This is a genomic window from Pseudomonas sp. BN607, from assembly GCF_029871175.1.
Classification (GTDB): Bacteria; Pseudomonadota; Gammaproteobacteria; order Pseudomonadales; family Pseudomonadaceae; genus Aquipseudomonas.
Window position 1 is genome coordinate 88,833 of record NZ_SSOE01000063.1, and the last position, 22,010, is coordinate 110,842.

Annotated in this window: 20 protein-coding genes; all 20 read left to right on the top strand. The window is 60.6% G+C overall.

Annotated features, from left to right (window positions below):
- Positions 1-135: 135 nt before the first annotated feature.
- Positions 136-1,527, top strand: a complete 1,392-nt coding sequence (locus E8E68_RS20270; protein WP_110746284.1) for an amino acid permease — start codon at positions 136-138, stop codon at positions 1,525-1,527.
- 905 nt (positions 1,528-2,432) lie between these two features.
- Positions 2,433-2,699 (top strand): hypothetical protein, encoded by a 267-nt coding sequence (locus E8E68_RS20275; protein ID WP_110746287.1) that lies wholly within the window; start codon positions 2,433-2,435, stop codon positions 2,697-2,699.
- A complete protein-coding gene (locus E8E68_RS20280; RefSeq protein ID WP_266031156.1) occupies positions 2,689-3,453 on the top strand; it encodes a DotI/IcmL family type IV secretion protein in 765 nt (254 codons plus the stop codon). Before E8E68_RS20275 ends, E8E68_RS20280 begins: the two co-directional genes overlap by 11 nt.
- A gap of 2 nt (positions 3,454-3,455) precedes the next feature.
- Positions 3,456-4,469 (top strand): DotH/IcmK family type IV secretion protein, encoded by a 1,014-nt coding sequence (locus tag E8E68_RS20285; protein ID WP_266031158.1) that lies wholly within the window; start codon positions 3,456-3,458, stop codon positions 4,467-4,469.
- Complete coding sequence (locus tag E8E68_RS20290) at positions 4,466-5,896, top strand: DotG/IcmE/VirB10 family protein (protein WP_266031159.1); 1,431 nt, start codon at positions 4,466-4,468, stop codon at positions 5,894-5,896. The genes E8E68_RS20285 and E8E68_RS20290 overlap by 4 nt, the downstream gene beginning before the upstream one ends.
- 10 nt (positions 5,897-5,906) lie before the next feature.
- On the top strand, positions 5,907-6,530 hold the full coding sequence (locus tag E8E68_RS20295) for a hypothetical protein (RefSeq protein ID WP_266031160.1): 624 nt from the start codon (positions 5,907-5,909) through the stop codon (positions 6,528-6,530).
- 15 nt (positions 6,531-6,545) lie between these two features.
- Positions 6,546-7,130 carry a hypothetical protein gene (locus E8E68_RS20300; RefSeq protein ID WP_019097480.1) on the top strand — a complete coding sequence of 195 codons (585 nt, stop codon included), beginning with the start codon at positions 6,546-6,548 and terminating at the stop codon, positions 7,128-7,130.
- A 37-nt stretch (positions 7,131-7,167) separates the two neighbouring features.
- The gene (locus E8E68_RS20305; protein ID WP_110746298.1) at positions 7,168-7,548 is read left to right on the top strand and encodes a hypothetical protein; all 381 of its coding nucleotides are present in this window, start codon (positions 7,168-7,170) and stop codon (positions 7,546-7,548) included.
- Between the two features lie 73 nt (positions 7,549-7,621).
- On the top strand, positions 7,622-8,368 hold the full coding sequence (locus E8E68_RS20310; RefSeq protein ID WP_110746300.1) for an HNH endonuclease: 747 nt from the start codon (positions 7,622-7,624) through the stop codon (positions 8,366-8,368).
- Between the two features lie 63 nt (positions 8,369-8,431).
- Entirely contained in the window at positions 8,432-11,494 is a 3,063-nt protein-coding gene (locus tag E8E68_RS20315; RefSeq protein ID WP_110746303.1) for a type IV secretion protein DotO, read from the top strand.
- An 11-nt stretch (positions 11,495-11,505) separates the two neighbouring features.
- Positions 11,506-14,457: a type IV secretion protein DotL gene (locus tag E8E68_RS20320; RefSeq protein WP_280344163.1), complete on the top strand. Its 2,952-nt coding sequence runs from the start codon at positions 11,506-11,508 to the stop codon at positions 14,455-14,457.
- 116 nt (positions 14,458-14,573) lie between these two features.
- On the top strand, positions 14,574-15,191 hold the full coding sequence (locus E8E68_RS20325) for a hypothetical protein (RefSeq protein ID WP_280344166.1): 618 nt from the start codon (positions 14,574-14,576) through the stop codon (positions 15,189-15,191).
- Positions 15,192-15,193: 2 nt separating this feature from the next.
- Complete coding sequence (locus E8E68_RS20330; RefSeq protein ID WP_266031165.1) at positions 15,194-15,718, top strand: transglycosylase SLT domain-containing protein; 525 nt, start codon at positions 15,194-15,196, stop codon at positions 15,716-15,718.
- Positions 15,719-15,799: 81 nt separating this feature from the next.
- Positions 15,800-16,300 carry a DotD/TraH family lipoprotein gene (locus tag E8E68_RS20335; RefSeq protein ID WP_223279199.1) on the top strand — a complete coding sequence of 167 codons (501 nt, stop codon included), beginning with the start codon at positions 15,800-15,802 and terminating at the stop codon, positions 16,298-16,300.
- A gap of 14 nt (positions 16,301-16,314) precedes the next feature.
- Positions 16,315-17,208: a type IV secretory system conjugative DNA transfer family protein gene (locus E8E68_RS20340; RefSeq protein WP_266031167.1), complete on the top strand. Its 894-nt coding sequence runs from the start codon at positions 16,315-16,317 to the stop codon at positions 17,206-17,208.
- A complete protein-coding gene (locus E8E68_RS20345; RefSeq protein ID WP_014592463.1) occupies positions 17,205-18,404 on the top strand; it encodes an ATPase, T2SS/T4P/T4SS family in 1,200 nt (399 codons plus the stop codon). Before E8E68_RS20340 ends, E8E68_RS20345 begins: the two co-directional genes overlap by 4 nt.
- A gap of 103 nt (positions 18,405-18,507) precedes the next feature.
- On the top strand, positions 18,508-18,726 hold the full coding sequence (locus E8E68_RS20350) for a hypothetical protein (protein WP_266031169.1): 219 nt from the start codon (positions 18,508-18,510) through the stop codon (positions 18,724-18,726).
- A gap of 55 nt (positions 18,727-18,781) precedes the next feature.
- A complete protein-coding gene (locus E8E68_RS20355; protein WP_266031171.1) occupies positions 18,782-20,092 on the top strand; it encodes a type IV secretion protein in 1,311 nt (436 codons plus the stop codon).
- A 134-nt stretch (positions 20,093-20,226) separates the two neighbouring features.
- On the top strand, positions 20,227-21,195 hold the full coding sequence (locus E8E68_RS20360; RefSeq protein ID WP_266031172.1) for a hypothetical protein: 969 nt from the start codon (positions 20,227-20,229) through the stop codon (positions 21,193-21,195).
- 12 nt (positions 21,196-21,207) lie between these two features.
- A complete protein-coding gene (locus E8E68_RS20365) occupies positions 21,208-22,002 on the top strand; it encodes a hypothetical protein (RefSeq protein ID WP_266031173.1) in 795 nt (264 codons plus the stop codon).
- Positions 22,003-22,010: the final 8 nt, after the last annotated feature.

A 22,010-nucleotide genomic window follows, 5' to 3' on the forward strand; every position in this document is an offset into this window, starting at 1 on the left:
ACACCTTGCTCTGTGACGCGTGCCAAATATCAACAACAGCGCGCGAACAACGTGTCGACTTATTGATTTCAAAGGAGATATTTTCGCCTACGCCTGCCCGTCCATCCTTGTGTCAGCAAAAAGAGAACAACATCAATGAACACCGTGGGATCTGATGGCAACCTTGCACAAGGTTTCAAGCCACGTCATGTAACGATGCTGTCCATCGCCGGCATCATCGGCGCCGGACTTTTCGTCGGCTCTGGCCATGCCATTGCGGCAGCCGGCCCAGCTACCATAATTTCCTATTTCGTAGCCGGTACCCTGGTGGTACTGGTCATGCGCATGCTCGGCGAAATGGCCGTGGCACACCCTGACACCGGATCGTTTTCCACCTACGCCGACCAGGCGATCGGCCGTTGGGCCGGCTACACCATCGGCTGGTTGTACTGGTGGTTCTGGGTGCTGGTGATTCCTATCGAAGCATTGGCCGCCGGGCATGTGTTGAACGCCTGGTTCCCCCAGGTGGACAGCTGGATCTTCGCGCTGGCGTCGGTGCTGCTGCTGGCCTGCACCAACCTGTTCAGCGTGGCCAAGTACGGCGAGTTCGAGTTCTGGTTCGCCATCCTCAAGGTCACTGCCATTCTTGGCTTCATCGGCCTGGGCTTCGCCGCGCTGATGGGCTGGCTGCCCAACCGCGAAGTCAGTGGGCTGAGCGGGCTGATGGCCGAATACGGCGGCTTTGCACCGAAGGGCTGGTCGGCGGTGGTCGGCGCGTTCATCACGGTGATGTTCAGCTTCATCGGTACAGAGGCGGTGACCATTGCCGCGTCCGAGTCCAGCGACCCGTCGCGCAACATCGCCAAGGCCACCCGCTCGGTGATCTGGCGAATCAGCACCTTCTACATCCTGTCGATCTTCGTGATCATCTCGGTGGTGCCGTGGAACGATCCGCAGCTGGCGGTGGTGGGTTCATACCAGCGTGCGCTGGAAATCATGAACATCCCCAACGCGGCATTCATGGTCGACCTGGTGGTGCTGGTGGCCGTCACCAGCTGCATGAACTCGTCGATCTACATCGCTTCGCGAATGATGTACTCGCTGGCCAAGCGCGGTGATGCCCCGGCGTTCCTCAACAAGACCTCCAAGGTCGGCGTACCGCGTGCTGCGGTGTTCGGCAGTACCCTGATCGGTGCGGCCATCGCAGTCCTCAACTACTTCGCGCCGAAGGGCGTGTTCGAGTTCCTGCTGGCCAGCTCCGGCGCCATCGCCCTGTTGGTGTACATGGTTATCGCCATCTCCCAGCTGCGCATGCGCCGCCGGCTGGAGCGGGAGAACACCGAGCTGAAGTTCCGCATGTGGTTGTTCCCGTACCTGACCTGGGCGGTGATCATTTTCATCGCCGGGGCGCTGGCGGTAATGATGTACACCCCGGAGCACCGGGTGGAAGTGAGCTCGACATTGGGCCTGGCGATCGTGATTTCTTTCCTGGGCATCGTGACTTCCCGCGGCCATGCGCAACCGGTGGCGGCGCGGTCGATGGGGTGATCGAGTTCACCTGGCGGTAGGGCAGAGGGCACCCGTGGATGGGTGCCCTTTTTTTTGGTCTCGAAAAAGCGGCGGCGCTGAAGAGTTGTCGCACGTTTTTTATCGTCTGTGAGATAGAGCGCCGCCCCGGCAGCTTTGGATTTGCGTGGCGCCCAAAAATGATGGCAGTTTGATATCAAAAAGCCGCTATCGCGGAAAGTTGTGTATTTGTTGGAAAATCATATTTTAGCCATACCGGTGCGCTGCCCTGACGAGAGGACTATGCGCCTGGGTCGGATTTTATCCGCCGATTCTGCGGTTGAGCTACGCAACATGCCAAGCGGCAGAAAGCGCCTATAAAGTGCCATTTCCTTTGATTTTAAAGGGTTTTTATCCGCGCTGTGTAGGTTGTAGGCGTTCGGTGAAGCTCAGGAAGGAAAGCTGGAGCGAGTTCCAGGATTGTCATGAAGGATGTGTTGCACCCCCTCCGCCGCCAACCTGGAAGACAGGCCTTCAAAACCTCTGTAAGCCACGTAATTCTTGGGTTCTGTAGTTTTTACAGGGCTTTTCAAAACAGGCTCATTCGGCCTCTGCGCATGACTGAATGGTCAGGTTTATAGCATCAAAATAACCAGAAGGCCTTCATTTTTTAAAGCCTGCAGTGCTCAAGTACTCAGTCTAACCTGATGGCTAGGTGATCCATCACAAGACCTTGATTTTCTTAGCTTTTATTGGGTAAAAGCCCTGACTTAGGCAGGGTTTTTTTTGCCTGTGCGGTCACTTGATCTGCCCCCTTTAGTGTCAAAGGCTCTGGCGCTGGCGTGTCAAAATGCGTCGCGGATTGCAGGTATTATCTCAATCTGTCAAAATTTCGCTGTTGCAGCTTTCTAAGTTTTGGATGAAAATGCCGCCGCATGGAGCGAGATATGGATGAGCTGGGGTCTATCACTACGTCATGGGGCAGCGGTGCAGGGGAGGACGTGGATGTTCGCGCACTGCGACGCTACAACCGCTTGCTTGGCGTTTTGCTGAATGTCGGCGAGTGGGCGTGCATAGGCCTGCTGCCTTTTGTTGCGGTTGCTGCCATCTGGCTGGTGACTCAAACCAACTTTGAAAATGTCGTGTTCTATGACGGAACCGACTCGATTTGCATCTACGACGGAACGACAGGGGAAATCCGCAATGTCGAGTAAGGAAACCCAACACGGAACCCCTGGTGGCGAAGCGCAGGAGGCTCGGCGGGGCACGGACGAAGAGAAACTGCTGGAGCTGGCGCTGGATGAAACGCCGGGTGAAGCAGCGGCCACCGTGCGTGAAGTCAAACGCCTGCAGCTGGAATGCCTCGACCTCAAGCGCCGCAACAAGCGCGTATGGGGCCAACTGCTGGCGCTGACGTGCGTGTTTGGGGTAACCATTGCTGCGGTGGTGTTCTGGTACCCGAAGTACCGCTGGATCCCGACCACTGACAACCACGCCATCTGTGAAGTCTCGACCGAGAACAACCCGCGCGTCACCCCGGCCACCCTAGCCGAGTACGCCAAGGATGCCGTGGTCAATTCGTACTCCTACGATTATGTGAACTACCGCTCCAACCTCAATGCTGCGGGCGCCCGCTGGTACACCGACGAGGGGCGCAAGGCCTTCCTGAAGACCCTGGACGATTCCGGCAACCTGGAGCGCGTGCTCAAGGGGCGGATGATCCTGCGCGCCATGGCCACCCAGGTTGCCCAGGTCGAAGAGGCCGGTGTGCTGGCCAGCGGGCAGAACTACTGGCTGGTGCAGGTACCGATTGCCATCGAGTTCTATGTCGGCGGTGACCAGCAGGCGCGCTCGCGCCAGGACTTCCTCGCCGCCGTGACCATCGTCCAGATCCCCGCCTCGGCCACCAACATCAAAGGCATTGCCGTCGATTCTGTTCAGCTGTCGCCGTACACCTCAAGGAAGTGACCATGAAGAAGCATCTGATCGCATCGTTGCTTGCGAGCGCTATCGCTATGCCTGCATTTGCCAACGAGGCGCCAACTGCGCCCGCTGCCGAGGGTGGCGCAGGGCAGGTTGACGCGGCGCAAGGTAGCGAGGCTCCGCCCCAGCCGCCGATGAACGGCCTGGGCCGGCAGGTATCCAGCACTGCTCAAGTGGTCTATCCGCGCCCTGAAGATGTCATCAGTGACACGGTCAACGATGTGCAGGACTCGCAGCTTACCTCGTCGCAAGTCGAGTTGATCAAGCAGCTGTGGCTGGAGCGGGAAAAGCAGAAGGCCACCGCCTATGTCAGCCCGGCCAAGCCGGTGACCCGCACGCTGGCACTCAACCTCGACCCGGGGGTATCGCCACCCATCGTTCGCCTGAGCAAGGGCCAGCAGTCATCGATCGTGTTCTCCGACTATGCCGGCCAGCCGTGGATGATCCAGAACGTGTCGATCAACCGCGAGCTGTTCAGCGACGGTCGCGAGCGGGGCGGGCAGAACGGTCAGAACGGCACTGCCGCACCGACCAACATCCTCACCCTGGACCCCGCCACAGCGGCGGCCTATGGCAACGTCACCGTCACCCTGCGCGGCCTGGCTACGCCGATCATCCTGATCCTGGCCGCCGGCCAGGAAGAAGTGGACATGCGTGTCGATGCCAAGGTGCCGGGGCGCAACCCGGATGCGGCAGCGAGTGTGGCGATGCTGCGGATGCCGTCGATCGACGATGCGCTGACCTACTTCCTGGATGGTGTGCCACCGAAAGAGGCCAACCGCCTGAAGGTGACCGGGCTGGAAGGCGTCGAGGCCTGGAGCTATGGCCCGAACATGTACGTGAAAGCCAAGGCTGATGCGCAATACCCGGCCTACACCAACGCAGCGCGAAGCACCACCGGTGTGTCGGTGTATCGCTATGCGGGCCTGCAGAACAGCGTCACGTTCACGACTGGCGGGCAAGCCGTAACCGTCTTCATCGAGCAAGGGAATCTGCAATGAGTGATAACAACATGCCGCCGAACGACTCGGGCTTCGATGAAGAGGACGAGCACCTGGTAGCCGACCGCGACGGCCCGACTGGCTCGCACCTGAAGAAGGCGCGCAAGTCCGATGAGATGCAGCGCAACCTGCGGGCGGTGTTCGGGTCCGGTATCGGCAAGGTCTCGCTGATTGCTGCCGGGTTGGTCGTGCTGGCGCTGGGCGCCCTGGCCTACAACGGCATGTCTTCGAAGAACGCGCCTGCCGGTAAGGCGTCCACGGTGGACGTGCCGAATGCGCCGCAACCTGAAGTGTCGATCGACCCTATTTCCCCGGCCGAAGCAGAGCGCCGTGCGCAGCGAAGCTCGCTGGAGGCCGAACAGGCTGCCGAGCGCGGGATGTCATATCAGCCTGGCTTCGATCCGAACATCGTCCAGTCCACCGGAAAGGAGTGGGCCCGTGGCCAGACCGCCCAGTTCAATGTGCCCGGGCAGCCGTACAGTGACGGCAACCAGCGGCCGCCTGAGGTTTACATCGGGGCTGGCCAGCCGCCTCGTGACTCGGTTCCGGTTTCGCAGCAGGCTGGGGCGGCCAACGCGCAGTCCCAGGAGCAGGAACGCAGGCGCCTGGAGGAGGAGCTGAAAAAGGCCGAGGAGCAGCGCGATAAATACGTCAGCGAGCTGAAAAGCGAAACGCTGAAGTCGATCAAGCAGCTGATGGGCGAGTCTGAAAGTGCCAAGGGGTTCGCTGAGAAAAGCAGCTTCAGCACCGTCAGTTACTACCCGACCGAACGCGCTGGCAGCGGTGTGACAGGCCCCGCGGTGCGGACTGCCAAGGACGACAAGGACCCCAATGCCATCGAGGCCGTGGGTGATACCGACCGGGCCTTGCTGATCAAGACCGGTACCATCATGTACGCCACGCTCGATGCCGAGGTGAACACCGATGATGGCGGTGACGTGCTGGCGACCATTCGAGGCGGCAAGTGGAACGGCTCCAAGCTGATCGGCAAGATCGAGCAGGCGCCCGACAACATTCGCGTGAAGTTCACCATCCTTGCACCGCCGGTCAACGACCCTCGTCCGACCATGCGCATCAGCGCCGTGGCACTGCGCGAGGATGATGCCAAGCAGGGCATTGCCGAGACCAAGGACCACCACACCATGGAGCGTTATTTCGCCCTGGGTGCTGCCTCGCTGTTGTCCGGCTACGGTCGGGCTTACCAGCAGACAGCGGGTACCACGGTCATCAGCCCGAGCGGCGTCGTGGCACAGACCACTACCGAGCCTTCGACCAAGCAGGTGATCGGTTCGTCGGTCGGTGAAATGGGCACCGCCATCGCCGGCGAGGTGCGCCGCGGCTTCAACCGCCCGGCCACCTACGCAACGCCTGCGAACAAAGGCTTTGGCCTGTTCTTCCTGCAAGACGTTCACGATCAATCTCGATAAGGAGTTCGACATGAAGAACTGGTCGTTCGGAAAACTCATTGGCGTTTTTGCCGGCAGCTTCCTGGCGCTCATCGTGCTCGCCGTGGTCGTGATCAAGGCGACCTCGTCGCCAGCGGCCAAGGCCAGGCGCATCACGCCCGCCCAGGCACAATCGGCGCAACAGCCACGCATGGATGTGCTGAGCATCGAGCTGGCCAAGTCGCGGGAGCAGGCCCAGGCGGCGCTGCAGGCCCAGGAAAACAGCGAAAAACAGCTGAAGATCGTACGCGAGGAATCGCAGCGCAATACTCAGTTGCTGCTGAGCCAGATCAAAGCCCTGGATACCAACCTGTCCGACCTGCAGCAGCGCATGAAATTCTACGAAGACAGCCGTCAGCGCGTGGAGGTGATCAAGCCTCCGCGCAGGGAACCGGCGCCTGCTGTTGCGCAAGGGTACGCCAAGCGCGCTCACCCCATCCCGCAATCCACTGGCTACAAGGTACAGGCAGTGGTCGGGCATCGGGCCTGGGTAAAAAATGGCGATAGCGAAGACAGCGTCAAGGCTGGCGACCCGTTGCCGCCGGTGCAGCGCGAACTGAAAGTGCTTGCCGTGGATCGCGACAGCGGCATCGTGGTTACTTCACCCGCTCTTTAAAACAGGGACGTTGTCATGGCGGCCGGATTTGCCGATCTAGTAGATGTAATGGTCAATATCGGGAAGGTCATCCCGACAGCGATCATGATGTGCCAAGGTATTGCCGCGCTTATCGGCCTTTACCTGACCGGCGCTGCGTTGATTGAAATATGGGGTGTCACCCATGACAACGCATTGAAATACGTGGCGGGGCGGCAGCGATTTTCTGTCGGCTCTGCCTGTGTGCAATTGGTGATCGGTTCTATTTTGCTGGCGATCGGTACGCTGGAGTGGATGGGCATCATGTCGCGAACCCTGACCGGGGATTATGCCAATTCGCGCATGCTGTCCTATTCCTCGACCGGGACGACTTTGCAAGAACAGGCACAACTGGCAACCCTGGCCCTGCTGGGCATCATGCAGGTTGTCGGTTTGATCGCCATGGTGAAAGGTTGGTTGACGGTAAACGGTTATTACAACAATCAAACTCAAGCCGGCCTCGGTACCGCCAGCGGATGGATCATCGGCGGTGTCCTGGCGTGGAACTTCAAATGGTTCAGCGATGTACTCAACAACACAATCGGATTCAATCTGGTTGGCCTTTTCACGCCGTGGTCGTAACGGCGTTTCGAAACATGAAATCCAAGGAGCGTCACTCATGAAAGCACTCAAAACCCTGAAAGCTGCCTACGATTCGGCCAAGGTTCGTGCAACTACCGCTGTTATTGCTGCGCTGACTGCCCCGTCGGCATTCGCCATCTCCAAGACGGACCTGACCCAGGATACTTCCGGCGGCAAGACGGCCGATGACGTCATGACCAATATCGACAACACCGCTCAGGGTGGGGCCACGCTGCTGATCTCGCTGGTGTCGATTGGTGGTTTCGTGGTTGTCGCCATCTCGCTGTACACCCTGTGGAAAGCCTCCAAGGATGAGCGTGAGAAGCCGATGTCGGCGATTGTCGGCCTGTTCATCGGCGGCCTGATGGCGGGTGTCGGTACCGTGATGTGGATCATGCGCAACACCATGGTCGAATAAGGCTGTGCGCCGCTGAACCTATGGCGGGGCGTGAAGCCCCGCACCTCAAGAACAGTTTCGGGAATATTCGGACGTGAGCGAAACAAACGCTTCTGAACGCGGGGCAAACACGGTGCCCACGTTGTCGAGTGGCTATCTCAGTCGAACTGCCAACCAGCCGGTATTTGGCGTGCGTCGGCCACTGTGGCGCTCGGACGATGACCAACGCAAACTGTTCAGCGATGAAAACAGCAAACTTCGCACTTCGGTGTGGCAGCGCGACAATTACACCTGCCGCTTCTGCGGGTTCAAGTCTGCCAAGTTTCAGGAACTTCATGCACTGGACGGCAATGCCGACAACTGCACCAAGGAAAACCTGATCACCGCCTGCAACCTGTGTCGTCAGGTTCATCATCTTGGCGCCTGCGCCATGAATGACACCGGCTTTTTCGTCGCCGTGCAGGAACTGACGCAAACCGAGATCAATAACATTGCCCGCTGTATCTACGTTAATGAGTTGCTCGATGACGTGGCGGTCAATGAAAAACTGGCCAGCCTGCTGGCGGCTTTCAAGTTTCGGGGTAATGACACACTGAAAGCAATATTCGGTGGCGAAGTCATCACCGTGCTTGGCGTGGCGGAAACCCTCGCAAGCAAGCAACTTGTCAGCGATGAAGAATTTAGCAAGCGCGCTGAATGGTTGGCGCCGTTACGGCTGTTCCCAACCAAAAGCGCGTTCAAAGATGGACAACTCGAATACTACGCGGCCAATAACCGCGCGCTGTTTTTGCCAGCTAACTGGTCGGCATTGACCAGCCAGTTACTGAAGAATTTTGCTTGATGCAGCCGCTCGTACTGCTGCTCAGTCTCGCCGTTGAGAGCGTTGGCAAGGGAGAACAAGGAAATGTTTAACAAACTCGAGGCGGTGATCCTGACGGTGCTGAGCCAGCTCAAGGCAGACGTACAGGACTATTGCGACCTGGAAACGGTCGATGGCGGGCAGGCCATCGTCGCCAACGACGGTTCGCTGGCTTCCATCGTGCGCTTCAACGGCACCAAGAGCGTGCTTGGGCGCGAACAGTTCGAACGCTTGGTCAGCCTGCTGGAAGCGTCGCTCTCGGTGTATTTCAAGGTGCGCGGCCATCACCTGCAGATTGTCTTCAGCCGCGACCTGGATGCGACCGCCCCGCTGGAGCAGAACGCCTTGCAGCAGGCAGCAACCGCCGAGCGGCTGAACCTCAACGTGCGGCACCTGATCAACGAGGGTGTCAGCAAGTACGCTCAGTATGTGTATGACGAAGAATGCTACCTGGTGTTCTGGTCGCGACCTGCGCTGCTCGACCAGACCGAAAGGTCGATGGCGCGCGAGGCGCTGAACGAGTTCAGGAAGGAATCGGAGTGGCCGGCCACCGCCGAAGCGCAGAACCTGCTGCGGCCCATTTCCTACCTCAAGGACCGCCACCTTTCCTTTGTCACCAAAATTTCCGAAGACCTGACGTCCCCCGAGTTCGGTTGCTCGGCGGATGTGCTCGACGTCAGTGAAGCGATCCGCGCCATCCGTGCGAAGGTGAACCCCGACATCACGCCGCGTACCTGGAAGCCCTATATTCCGGGCAGCGCCATTCCCATGCGCTGGAAGACCAGCAAGCGCAATGGCGACATGTCGGAGTTCATGTACCCCACGCTGCCCAGCCAGATCATGGTCACTTCGGCTGAAATCGGCAGTGGTGAGCGCACCAGCCTGCTGCCGGACCCTACCAGCGTGCGGGTTGGCTCGCGCGTGTATGCGCCGTTGCTGATGTCGATTCCACCGGCAGAACCGCAATATTTCAACACCCTGTTCAACAGCCTCAATCGCGCGGAAACGCAAGAGAACGGTGTGTCGCGCGCTTTGCCGTATTCGGTGTCGATCATGCTGTCCTCCGACGGCATGAGCGTGTTGGCCTGGAAGAGCCTGTTCGCCCAGCTGCTGTCGGTCACCTCCGAGCAGAACCGCAACATCAACCTCGCCACCAAGGAACTGCGCGAGCGCGTGCGTGACGGTGAATGCATGGTCAAGCTGCAGGTGGCCGCGATGACCTGGGCCAGCCCGGACGAAAAGGGCGTTAAGGAACTGGCGCTGCGCAAGTCGAAGCTCTGGCGCACCCTGGAAGCCTGGGGCCAGCCGGTATTCATCGAGCGTACCGGTAACCCGATGCAGGCGTTCCAGTCCAACTGCCTGGCCCTGACTACCAAGCACATGGGCGACCCGGCCGCTGCGCCGTTGGGGGATGCAGTGGCCATGCTGCCGCTGACCCGGCCAGCTTCGCCGTTCCAGGAAGGTTCGACCATCTACCGCAGCCTGGATGGCAAGATCCTCAAGTACCAGCGTTTTTCCTCGCAGCAGACCACCTGGATCACCCTGATTGCAGGCAAGCCAGGTTCGGGCAAGTCGGTGTTGATGAACAACAACCACTTCGAATCGTGCCTGATGCCAGGCCTGACCGGGTTGCCCTACATCGGCATCACCGACATCGGTATTTCTTCGTCCGGTTTCTGCGACCTGGTGCGCGACAACCTGCCGCCGCGGCTGCATCATCTAGTGGTGTACAAGCGTTTGCAGAACGCCCGCAAGGACTGCATCAACCCGTTGGATACGCCGCTTGGCCAGCGTTACCCGCTGCCGAAGGATCGCGAGTTCAACAAGAACTTCCTCACTATCCTGGTGACGCCGCCCGAACGCGAAAAGCCCTATGAAGGGATGAGCAACTTCGTCGGCCGCATGGTCGACCTGGCCTACCGGCGCAAGGACGACAAGATCGAGCGGGCCAGCCCGGAGACCTACAAGCCCGGCCACAACGACGTGGTCGACAGCGCCGTGGCGGCGCTGGGCTTCCGCATTTTGCCGGCCACCACCTACTGGGAACTGGTCGATGCAATGTTCGATGCCGGCATGGTGTACGAAGCGGAAGTCACCCAGCGCTATGCGGTGCCTACCCTCAACGACCTGGTGGCAGTGGCATCCACCGAAGAGGTGCGAGCCGAGTACGAAGGCTCCGGCGAGGTAGGGCGTAGCCTGGTCGATGCGTTCATTCTCGGCATTCGCGAGGCGGTCGGCGACTTCCCGGTGTTCGCCGACCACACCCGTTTCGACGTGGGCAGTGCCCGTATCGTTGCCCTCGACTTGCAGGACGTGGCGTTGCAGGGCTCTGCTTCGGCCAAGAAGCAGACTGCCTTGATGTACATGATCGCCCGCCAGTGCTTCATGAAGAAGGTGGCCTTCTCGAAGGAGGACTTCCCGTTCTTCACCGAGAAGTACCTGCCGTTCTACGAGCGCCTGGTGGCCGACCTGGTGGATGAATACAAGGTCATGTGCATGGATGAATTCCACAAGACCGGTGGCCACGTGGGCTTGCAGGAACAGATGCAGACCGATGGCCGCGAGGCCCGTAAGTGGAACATGGAGATCATTCTGGCTTCGCAGTTGATGGAAGACTTCGGCCAGCTGACCAAGATCGCCACGGCCACCTTCATCCTCGACTCGGGCACCAAGGAAACCCGCGACTGGTTACGGAAGAACATCGGCCTGTCCGACACCGAAGAGCATGCGCTGGTCAACTTCGTGCACGGTGCGAACAAGCATGGCTGTACCTTCCTGGCCCGCTTCGAGACCAAGAATGCCACCTACAGCCAGCTGTTCACCATGTCGGCCGGGCCGATGCGCCTGTGGGCACTGACCACAACCGCCGAGGACCGTAAGCTGCGGACCATGCTCTACGAGCACATGCCGCGCCCGGACGCGCTGGCCCTGCTGGCCCGGCGCTTCCCGTCAGGGGGTTGCAAAGACATGGTCGAACGCTTGAAGCGAGAGACGTTCAAGGACGTCGAGTTCGTCGATGACGACATGGAACAGTCGGTGATCGCACGGATCGCCAAAGACCTGGTGGCTGACTACATCAGCGCCAGTGCATTCGAAGACGTAGTGTGAGGGAGTGACAGATGGCTCAGTACAAGGGCGCATCCCGTCAGCATGAAATCAGCAGCAGCCGCAGGCGCAAGGATACCCGCCTGGCCGGGCAGCGCTTCAGTGATTTCTTCCAGTCGGCCGATGGCGCGGTTTTCGGAACCTTCGCGCTACCGGTCCTGGCGCTGATTTCGATCAAGGTGCCCTTTTCCGGTGAGCTGCTGTTGCTGCTGGCGTGGGCGTTCAAGCGCAAGTTCGTCGACGTCGACAACCGCACGTTCGATTTCCCTTACCGGGTGCCCAAGCTGGCGGACGTCAATGACGGCTCGTACAAGGGCAAGAAGAAAGGCGAGGGCGTGACGCTCTTCGGCAATGACCTGGAGAGCAAAGAGCAGATCTACGCCGGCGACAGTGACCTGCGCACCCACCAGCTGGTGCTGGGTACCACTGGCTCCGGTAAGCCGCAGCCCAAGCATGCCAAGGTGCTGACCCCGGGTGGCTGGGTGCCAATGGGCCGCATCCGGGTCGGCGACAGCGTGTGCACGCCCGATGGCAAGCAAGCTGCGGTGCTGCGGGTGATCGAGCAGGGCATCCAGCCGATCTGGACCGTGGCCACGCGTGACGGGCGCCGGGCGCAAGCCACGGGTGACCATCTGTGGCGGGTGCTTACCCGCGGGCAGGATGGCAGCGAAGAAGCCCATACCGTGACCACCGACGCCATTCGCGAGCTGATGGGGCGCGGCATCGTGGTGATGCTGCCCAAGGTGCGCAAGAAGCGGGGCTCGGCCAAGTTCAACGGCTGGGCCGAGGTGTGGAAAGTGACTGCTGCCGGTCAGGCACCTTGCCAGTGCATCGAGATCGATCACCCGCATCACCTGTACATCACCGATGACAGCCTGGTCACCCATAACACCGAGCTGTTGCTCGGTATCGTCTTCAACGCCCTGGTGCAGAACACTGGTTTCATCTACGTCGACGGCAAGGGTGACCCCAAGCTGCAGAAGGAAATCTTCCGCCTGTCGCGCTACCTGGGCCGCGAAGATGACCTGCTGATCATCAACTTCATCACCTCTGGCCGCGACTTCGTCGAGAAGCAGGTCGACAAGGTGACCAACAACATGAACATGATGGGGAACACCTCGTCGGGCATGTTGATCGAGCTGATCGTGTCGCTGATGGATGATTCCGGCGGCGGCGGTGACATGTGGAAGGGGCGGGCGATCATGTTCGTTGCAGCCCTGACACGGCCGCTGACCTACCTGCGGGACAAGGGACACATCAACCTGTCGCCCGAGAAGTACCTGGAATATTTCGAGCTGAACGTCATCGAAGATCTGGTGTGGGAGCATGGCGGCAAGTACGGCGAGATGTTCGATGTGATCGTCGCCCCGCTGCGCTCGTACCTGCTGACGCTGCCGGGCTACCAGAAGGCCAAGTTCAAGAAACAGGAAACCAAGACCCTTGAGCAGCACGGCTACATCGTCATGCAGCTGGGGCGGATCTTCAACGACCTGACCTTCAACTACGGCCATATCTTCAAGACCCGCGTCGGTGACGTGGACTTCTACGATGTGGTGATCAACCGCCGCTTGCTGGTGGTGCTGCTGCCGGCGCTGGAGCGTGCACCGGACAGCATGCGCATGCTTGGCAAGATGATTGTAGGCAGCATCAAGCAGATGATGGCCGGCTGCCTGGGCAACCGGGTCGAAGGGGTAGTGCGCGAAATCATCGACAGCCGGCCGACCGGCTCGAAGTTCCCGTTCTACACCATCCTCGACGAATATGGCTATTACGCCGTGGTCGGCTTTGCCGTGGCCCCGGCCCAGGCGCGTAGCCTGGGCTTCAGTGTCACCTTCGCCGCGCAGGACTTCTCCTCGCTGAAGAAATCCAGCGCCGAAGAAGCGGATGCCACCTGGGAAAACACCAACATTCGCGCCGTCGGCCGCCTGACCTCGGGCACCGAATCGGAAACCTGGCGGCGCGTGCAGGGTGCGGCGGCCGAGTCTGCGCAGGCCATGCTGGGCAACTTTGAGCGTACTGCCGGCAACGAACAACTGCGGCAGTCGGACAACATTGCCATCGAGCAGCGCAGCCGGTTGAACTACGACGACGTCGCCATGCAGGAGAACGGCGAGTTCACCTTCCTGATCGGCAAGAAATCGCAAAATGGCAAGACCGGTGGCGTGGCGCTTATTCGTGGCCTGGGCTTCTACACGGCCGGCCCGGCGCCGAAGGAAATGCGCATCAACGATTTCATTCCGGTCGAGCCGCCCGAGCCTTCGGACCTGCCGCAGAACCGGCAGTCGCGCCAGGCATTCGTCGACAGCCTGAAGGATGGCTCTTTCGCCAAACGGGTGCGCGCGGTAGTGAAGGGTGACCCAACTTTTGCCCGCATGCACAGTGTGTTCGAGCATAACTATGCCGACCCTGGCCGGCCTTTGCTGGGCCGGCTGGACGCCTCGTTCGGCGTGCTCGGGGCGTATTTGTCCGGCGACCTGAAGAAGCCGGCTCCTGTAGCACCACTGGCAGAGAAGCCGGTGCCGCAGGCCCCCGCCGAGGTGCCAGTTGCGGCAGTGGTTACAGCAGCTCCAGCGCCCGCGCCACAAGTTGACCCCATGAGCCCGGAGGGGATCCAGGCAAGCATCCTGGCCGTTGCCGACCTTTTGGCCGTGACGCCAGTGACGCCAGCCGTTGCGCCGGCAGACGAGCAGGAGCTGGACGATGAATGGGCTCGTGAGCTGGCCATGGTCGTGCCACAGCAGATGCTCGACATGCAGCTGATGGCCCGTGGTGAAGGCTTTGCATCGCTGTCGGACAAGTGGGCCGCACAAGAGCGGATCGAGCAAACCTGCGCAGAAATTGCCCGGCAAACGAACTACAGCGTAACCCCTGAGCCCGGCGCTCAGGGTGTGGCCGGCATGCGCGAGCGGTTGAATGACCTGCAGGCCCAGTGCCGCGTGATGATGAAGGAGCAGCCGCACGAGTAAGGCTGGGCGTCAGGGCCGTCGGTCGGCGTGCGATACTATTTGATGTCATAAATTGACGACGATAGATATCTGACAGATAATCAGAAACAAGAATTTTTGCATGCTAGGGTGAGGCGATGGGGCTGTTCAGTTCAGGGAAGAAAGCTGCGAAATTCGCGTTCATCACCATGCCGATGGCGGCGCTGGGCGTGAATCAACTGCGCATGGGCAACCAGCACATCAAGGCACTTTGGCGTTCCAACTTCAGCCCAGCGTGCCCCCAGTGCGAGCGGGGTGTGCTGCTAAAAACGGAAGGTGACCACCAGGAGTTCGAGCAGGGGCCGCATGGCAAGATGCGTGTCCTGCACAGCTGGGGTTGCAACAACTGCGACTTCGCCTTGCTTGAAGAGGATGACGTCAAGAAGGTCAAGGCGCATGCCGCGCGCTATCGCAACGAGCGCGTCAAGGCGCAGTTGACCACCATCGAACGTGACGAGATCGACCGGATTGCCCGTAACCACCGCTTGCACTCCCGGGCGTTCTTCATTGCCAGCGCTGCTGCGATTGCCGGGTTCGTCTACATGCTGGCGACCGGCGCGGGCATCCTGATTGCCCTCAACTGGCTGTCGATCGGCTTCGCGCTGTGGGTCTTCGGCATGAAGAAATCCTATCGCAGCTGGCAGGTCTCGACCGGGCAGCTGTTTGTCGAGGGCGCGTTCTGGTTTTGGTTCCAGCACCAGAAATGGATCATCTGACCATGATGCGCAAACGGCCCCAGTGGCTGTTCATTCCCCTGCTGTGTTGCGCCATGCAAGCATTGGCCGATGACTTCTATGCCGTGCGCCCTGCGGATATCGACTGCGTCGTGCAGGCCGCGCAGCGCCAGGGTGTGCCGGCCAACGTGCTGTTGGCCATCTCCAGCAAGGAAAGCGGCAAGAACGGCCAAAGCGTGTCGAACCGCAATGGCACCTTCGACCTCGGCCACTTCCAGATCAATACCACCCACTGGGGTCCGAAAGGCGTGTTTGCCGCATACCCGGCGATCACCAAGTCCGATGTTGCCTGGCGCGGTTGCTACAACGCGGAGTTGGCGGCGTGGCTGCTGCGCCAGAAGCTGGACGAGAACAATGGCCAGGACTTCTGGACCCGCGCCGCCAATTACCACTCGCGCACCCGCAAATTCAACGACATCTACAAGAAAGACCTGATCCCGCTGGCGGTGAAATGGGGCAAGTACCTCGAGCGGCAGCGCCACGCCAGGCTGGTGGTCAGCTACCAGTAACGCAGGCCGCCGCAGAACGCCAAGGCTTCTGGGCGAGGGTTACCCCGGGTCGATGAACAAGACAACTTCAGGAGTTTTTACATGAAAGGAATACGCATGGGTGCACGCGCCTGCAAGGCTGGCGGTGTGCTGGTGGCACTGGTTGCGCTGGGTGGTTGTGCCAGCTCTGCCAAGCCTACTACCGAAGACACCGAGGCGTTTGCCAGCCGGATCATCGCCGACAAGGTGTCGGTAGCGGTCAATTCTCAGCACACCTACGTTTCGCGGCTGAACGCCGACCGTGTGCAAGCGGCTTCGCGGCAGGCTGCAGTAGACACCGACCAGGTCGATATCGACTTCATTGGCAAGCCCCAGGAGCTTCTGCAGACCTTCGCCAGCCGTTATGGCTACGCCTATGTCGAGAGCGGCAAGCGCGTCGATCTCAAGCCCATCAACGTGTGGGTGCGCAAGGCAACGCCGATCAACGTACTGAAGGATGTGGGTGCTCAGATCGATACCGGTGCCGATGTGGTGCTGGACAAGAGCACCAACACGCTGCGCCTGATCTACAAGCCGGTACCGCTGGCGCTGGGGAGGGGCTGAACATGGCGATGGACATGCCCCCGATGACTCTCGAGGACGCCGAGCGCCTCTATGACAAACCCGCCTACGTGCAGCAGCAGGGTGACGCCGGTGATGCCAGGTCGGCTATCGAGGCCATGCGTGACGAGAAGAACCAGGCATCGGCCGCGCGCGGCGAAGCCATTCTCGATGCGGCATTGCAGGTGGGGGTGAAGGCTGGCCTGGCGTGGCAGCTGACCAACATCAACAAAGCCCTGAAGCTGCGCGAGCGTGAGTTCGACACCGTCTATGACTTCAGCAGCCTGATGATCCAGGACCGCGTCGTGCCGCCGGTCATCACCGAAGCGCGCCACCTGTACAACCAGGACGGCGACTACACGCTGCGCTTGTCGGGGGCGGCCTACAAGATCGAGTCGCAGGCACGCTTTTCCTCCGTGCCGCCCAGCTGGCGCGAATACCTGAGCTTCCCGCCGCCCACCTTCGACCGCACCTCGTTGGTTTCGGCGCTGGTGCCGCGCTCCGACGAGGAAGAGCGGGTGTGGAAACTGGCCGTGCGCGAGGGCTGGCAACAAGGGGTCGAGCAGGCCAACCTGATGCTGACCTACGGCTTCGACCGGATGAACCGCGATATCGATGGTATGCGCCGTTTCAATGAATTTGCCCGCCACGGCCAGGTCACCATGCCGATCATCTCCGGTGCGGCGATCCCGGTTACCCGGGAAGGGCGGTCGATGGCGGTGGACGAAACCCTGCTGCGCATCACCGCCTTGCCCGAGTTCAACGACAACATGAACGTGTGGCGCAGTTCGATCGCTACTTCGACCATTGCCAACCCGCCCCGCCGTGCGCCGGTAACCGCCGCTGGCAGCCCGGCGCCATCGCCTGCTGCAGCCCGACAGCCTGCGGGCGTTGAAGGGGGGCGGCAATGAAGCAGGACTTCCACGACGACGTGATGATGCTGGAGCCGGGTGCGATGATCGAGCGCCTGGAGCGCCTGACCAGTTACGAAGACCCGTTTCGTTTCGATCGCGCCGACCAGTTCAAGGCCATGATGCTGGAAACCCTGACCCATGGCGTCAGCGACATTTTCATCCAGCCCGCATTGCCGGTGGTGGTGAAGAAGTACGGGCGGATGTATGCGGTCACCCGGCGTGCGCTGGATGTCGGGGAAGTCAACGAACTGCTGAAGATGGCGGCCAACCGGGACACCGCCACCACCGATATCGTCTCCGGCACGGCGGTCAACGAGCGTTACGAGTTGTTCGACCCGGAGCGCAAGGATGCGCGCGGTGCGCGCCTGCGTTATGCCTATCGGGTAAACGCCTCGCCCATCGCGTGCCATGGCGATACCTCGTGTCAGATTGTCATCCGGGCCATTCCCGATGATCCGCCACGCATCCAGGACGTGGGCCTGAGCGAGGAAATCGTCAGAATGGCCACGCCGCGTGATGGCATCGTCTACGTGGCCGGTGCCACCGGCCATGGCAAAACCACCACCTTTGCCGCCATCAACCGCTTCATCCTGGAAAACGACACGCCGATCAAGGGCAACCTGATCAGCCATGAAGAACCGATCGAATTCACCTACGACAAGGTCCAGAGCAAGCATTCGATCTTCGTGCAGTCGCAGATCCCCACGCACTTCAAAGACTTTTACCGGGCAAACCGCGAGGCCATGCGACGTGCGCCTGGCCTGTGCGTAATCGGCGAGCTGCGCGACCAGGAGACCATTCGCGCGGCGGTGGAGCTGTCGCTGACGGGGCACCCGGTGTTTGGCACGGTGCACGCCAAGGATGTGGCGGCGATCATGCGTCGGATGATTTCCCGCTTTCCGGAGCAGGAGCGTGCCACCGCCATCTACGACCTCGTCGATACCAGCCGTTTCATGATGGCGCAGAAGCTTGTGCCGACGGTGGATGGCAAACGCACCGCTGCGCGATCGTGGCTGAGGTTTACCGAGCAGGTGCGCGACACCTTGATGGACCTGACCGACATGGGTCGGGTAACCCAGCGGGTTGCCGAGTTCGTGCGTGAAGAAGGGCATACCTTTGCTGCCGAGGCGGATCGCCTGCTGGCCGCAGGCCTGATCAGCGAGGCGACTGCCCGCGACCTGCGCCACGGCTAAGGTGCTGGCTGCCCATTAATGCTGACTGCAACGAGTTTACGGAGAAGTTATGGCAACAGGACGGTATCACTGGAGCAGATGCGCTCCCCCCGCACGTTTTTTCGTGATCAACGCAAGCGCCGCCTTGCCGTGGTTGATGTTGCTGCTGGTACCGGCGCTGTGGAAGTTTCTGCTGCCCTTGGCGCTGTGCATGACGTTTGCCCTGGTCTACATCGAGGTGGTGAAGAAAATGACCGTGCGGGCGGTGTGCCGCCGAGTCGCAGTGTTCATGGTGGGGCGAGTGCGTACCACGCACAATTTGCTCAAGGAACTGGCCAGGTAGTTGGCAAGACAGACATGACCGGCAGAGTCTTTGTGGCGGCCAGAGGAGGCGTTGAATGAAGCAACAGGGAGGTGGGCAGAAGAGCTTTACCTGGGATGACCCCGCCATTTTGCTCGGGATCATGGCGGTGCTTTACCTCGGGGGGTGGGGTGCCTGGTACTTCGCTCACGACAAGATTGCCAAGGTGTACACCTACATTCGCTACGTCGAGCTGTGGTTGCCGAGTGTGCTGGGTGACTTCGCCGCGCTGCCAGGTATTGCCTCGATCAACCAGTGGGTTGGGCGCATGTGTGCGCCGGAAGGCATCATCGGTGCCTGTCAGCGAGATTTTTCCAGCGTCGCGTGGGGTGAAATCACTTCGTCGTCGCTGTTCATGAATGGTTTTTTCCTGCTGCTGATGGTGATCCTGTCGGTGCGCATGTTCCTGCGTATCAACAAGACCCACCCCAAGCTCAGGTTCACCAAGACGCACAATATCAAGAGCTTTGTGCAAGAGAACAAGGCGCAGTACCCGCACCTGCGCATGTTCGCCGAACTCGACCTGATCGCACAGCCGCTGGACCACCCCGTGTTCGGCATGTCGCAGACCTCCCGCCAGTTTGCCTACCGGCACTTGCTGATCAGTGGTTGGCAGGAGCAATCGGATCGCAGCTGGGCCCCAACCCTGGATCGCGAGAAAACCACCGAGGTGATGCGTCGCCAGTTGGGCCAGCACTGGACCCGGGTTGCCAACCTGACGCCGGCAGAAACACTGCTGGTGGCGATAGCGTTGCCGCGGGTGGTCGCCACCGATACAGCGCTGGATGACAATGCTTTCAAGGCGGCCATGGCCGACAGCGACTACATGGTTGCCTGGTGCTGGGACCAGTTCAAGGCACCTGTCGGCAAGGCCGAGCAGCGGGGCGATCTTTATGCCTGGCTGAAGCCCGAAGTGCCGCTGGAAGAGCCTCGGGCGATCATCCAGAAGTACATCAAACACCCCAATGCCAGTGCGATACTGCACGCGCACGCATTTGTCCGCACCATCATCTTTGCCATGTTCTTCCAGGCGCGCCGCCTGGGTGTGCTGCCCCCCGCAGAAATGCGCTGGCTGCGTTTCTTTGACCGTGACATGTGGTATGCCCTGCAGACGATCGGGCGCCAGGCCGGTTTCCCGGAAGCGCCGGGGATCCTGTCGCATTTCCTGTATGAGTGCAAAGCGGGTGTATCACTGGCGGAGCCCCAGCTGGACAAGGCAGTCAACGGTCTTGAGCTGGCGATGTCTGCGTACAAGTATTCCGAGGCCGACAAGAAGCGCTACGAGGACCTGCAGCAGGAAAGGTATGCCGCGGCACAAGGGGCAGCGCTCGATGAGGGGGCTGCTTGAAGCGCCAGTCTTGAAGGTTTGGATAGAAGCAAAGGGCCATCTATATAGATGGCCTTTTTTTGTTTTTTTGGTGCCTTTTTTTGCTTTTTTGTTAGAATACGGTCGTATTGGATTCTTAATAAGGACATCGAGCCATGAAGGGTGTGATTGCAAGACCTGTCGCCATGCTGGCGGCGCTTGTGGCGGGGGTTTCCGTCGCCCATGCCGCCCCGGCACAACCGGCGGACCTCTCTGCCTTCATCACCGCTCAAGGCACTGCACAGGTAAACCCCGCCCAACAGGAGCTTGATGACCTGACCGCGCAGCGGGTGTCGCGCTATGGGCGGATCGTCAGCGCCCGGCCGGTGGGCCTCGGCGGGCTGACCGCCTGGACTGTTGAAAAGAACGGCCATCAAGTGGTGCTTTTCAGTACGCCGGACTCTGCGGTGCTGTTCACCGGCGTGGCCTGGAATGCCGAAACCGGCAGCAATATCTCCGATGCCTTCCTGCCTGGCGTTGCCCAGGCCGTCGTCGCGCCGCCTGTTGCTGCCCCGGTCGCTGCCGCGCCAGCTGCGCCGCAGATGTCACCCGTTGAGGCGCCGAATGTGCGCGAAGCCGCCGCCATGGACGGCAGCTTCAAAGGCGCGATCCCGGAGTCGATGAAAACTGTCGACTCCCTGGCAGGCATCAAGGAAGGCAAGGGGGGTATCGGCGATACCGTCTACATCATCATCGACCCGCGTTGCCCGTACTGCCGCGAAGCATACAACCTGACGAGGGCTTACGCAGCCAAGGGCCACTCCATCAAGTGGATCCCGTCCGCGGCGCTGGGTAACCCGGCAGACGGCGTACCGCTGGCCGCCACCATTCTGCAGGCCAAGGATCAGAAGATGCTGGCGCGGGTGCTGGGCAAGCATGAGCAGGTGCGCTCCGAGCCATCGCCGGAAACCGTCGAACAGCTGAGCACCAACCTGGCGTTTCTGTTCGCCGCATTCGAACACAACGGCAAGGAACAGGCTGGTGTGCCGGCTGCGTTCTTCATCGATCACCGTACAGGGAAGCCAAGGATGATGACCGGCCTTTCACAGGCGGTCGTGCTTGAAGACATCTTTGGAAAACTTTAAGGAGCAAAGTACATGAAAGCCAAAGTGCCGAACTTTGAGTTCGACCCCAGTATCCGCATCTTCGGTTCGGGCGAGCACCTGCTGGTGGTGTTCGACAGCCAAAGCCCCCATGACGCACAGCGGGCTACCCGTACCGTGCGTATCACCGGGGCGTTCCAGCAGCTTTCGCTGGTAGTGGTCGGCTTCGACGCGGCTGAAGACGATGGCCATCAGCGGGTGCTCAAGGGTAGCGTCAGCCTGGCGATCGAGGGCGATGGCGGGCTGCAGGTCAGTCACGAACTGGCGGCCCTGCAACTGGTGTTTCATGCCGAGGCAGACCGCAAGGGTGCGCTTACCCATATCGAGCCTGCGCTGGTTGCCTACACCGTACGCCAGGCCCTTTCGGAATGCCTGAACGAGGCCCTGAACGACTACTTCCAGCGCCAGGAAGCTGAAAGGGCGTCTGTGCCAGCAGAGGTCGTGCGCCCGGTTCCGTTGACTGCTTCGCCGTACCAGGGTGCAGCGCCGCAGCCTTCGCGCAAGGCCTTGCGCGAGCAGGCCGCAAGCAGTGCCGAGAGCCAGGCCAGGTCACGCCGGCGCAAGACCGCGATGGCCTGGCTGGTGCCGCCTTTGGTGGTAATTGCGGTGATGGCGACCATGTCTCATCTTGCTTCCTCCCAGGCGCCGATTGAAAATGCTGTCGCGCAGCAGATGGCGAACGACCCTGAGTCGATCAAGGCGCAGGTGGAACTGACCAAGCAGACCCTGCAGTCCATGGGGCTTGATCCAGGTCAGGGCGGCGACATTGGGTGCCTGGCGCCGCAATGATTGCCATT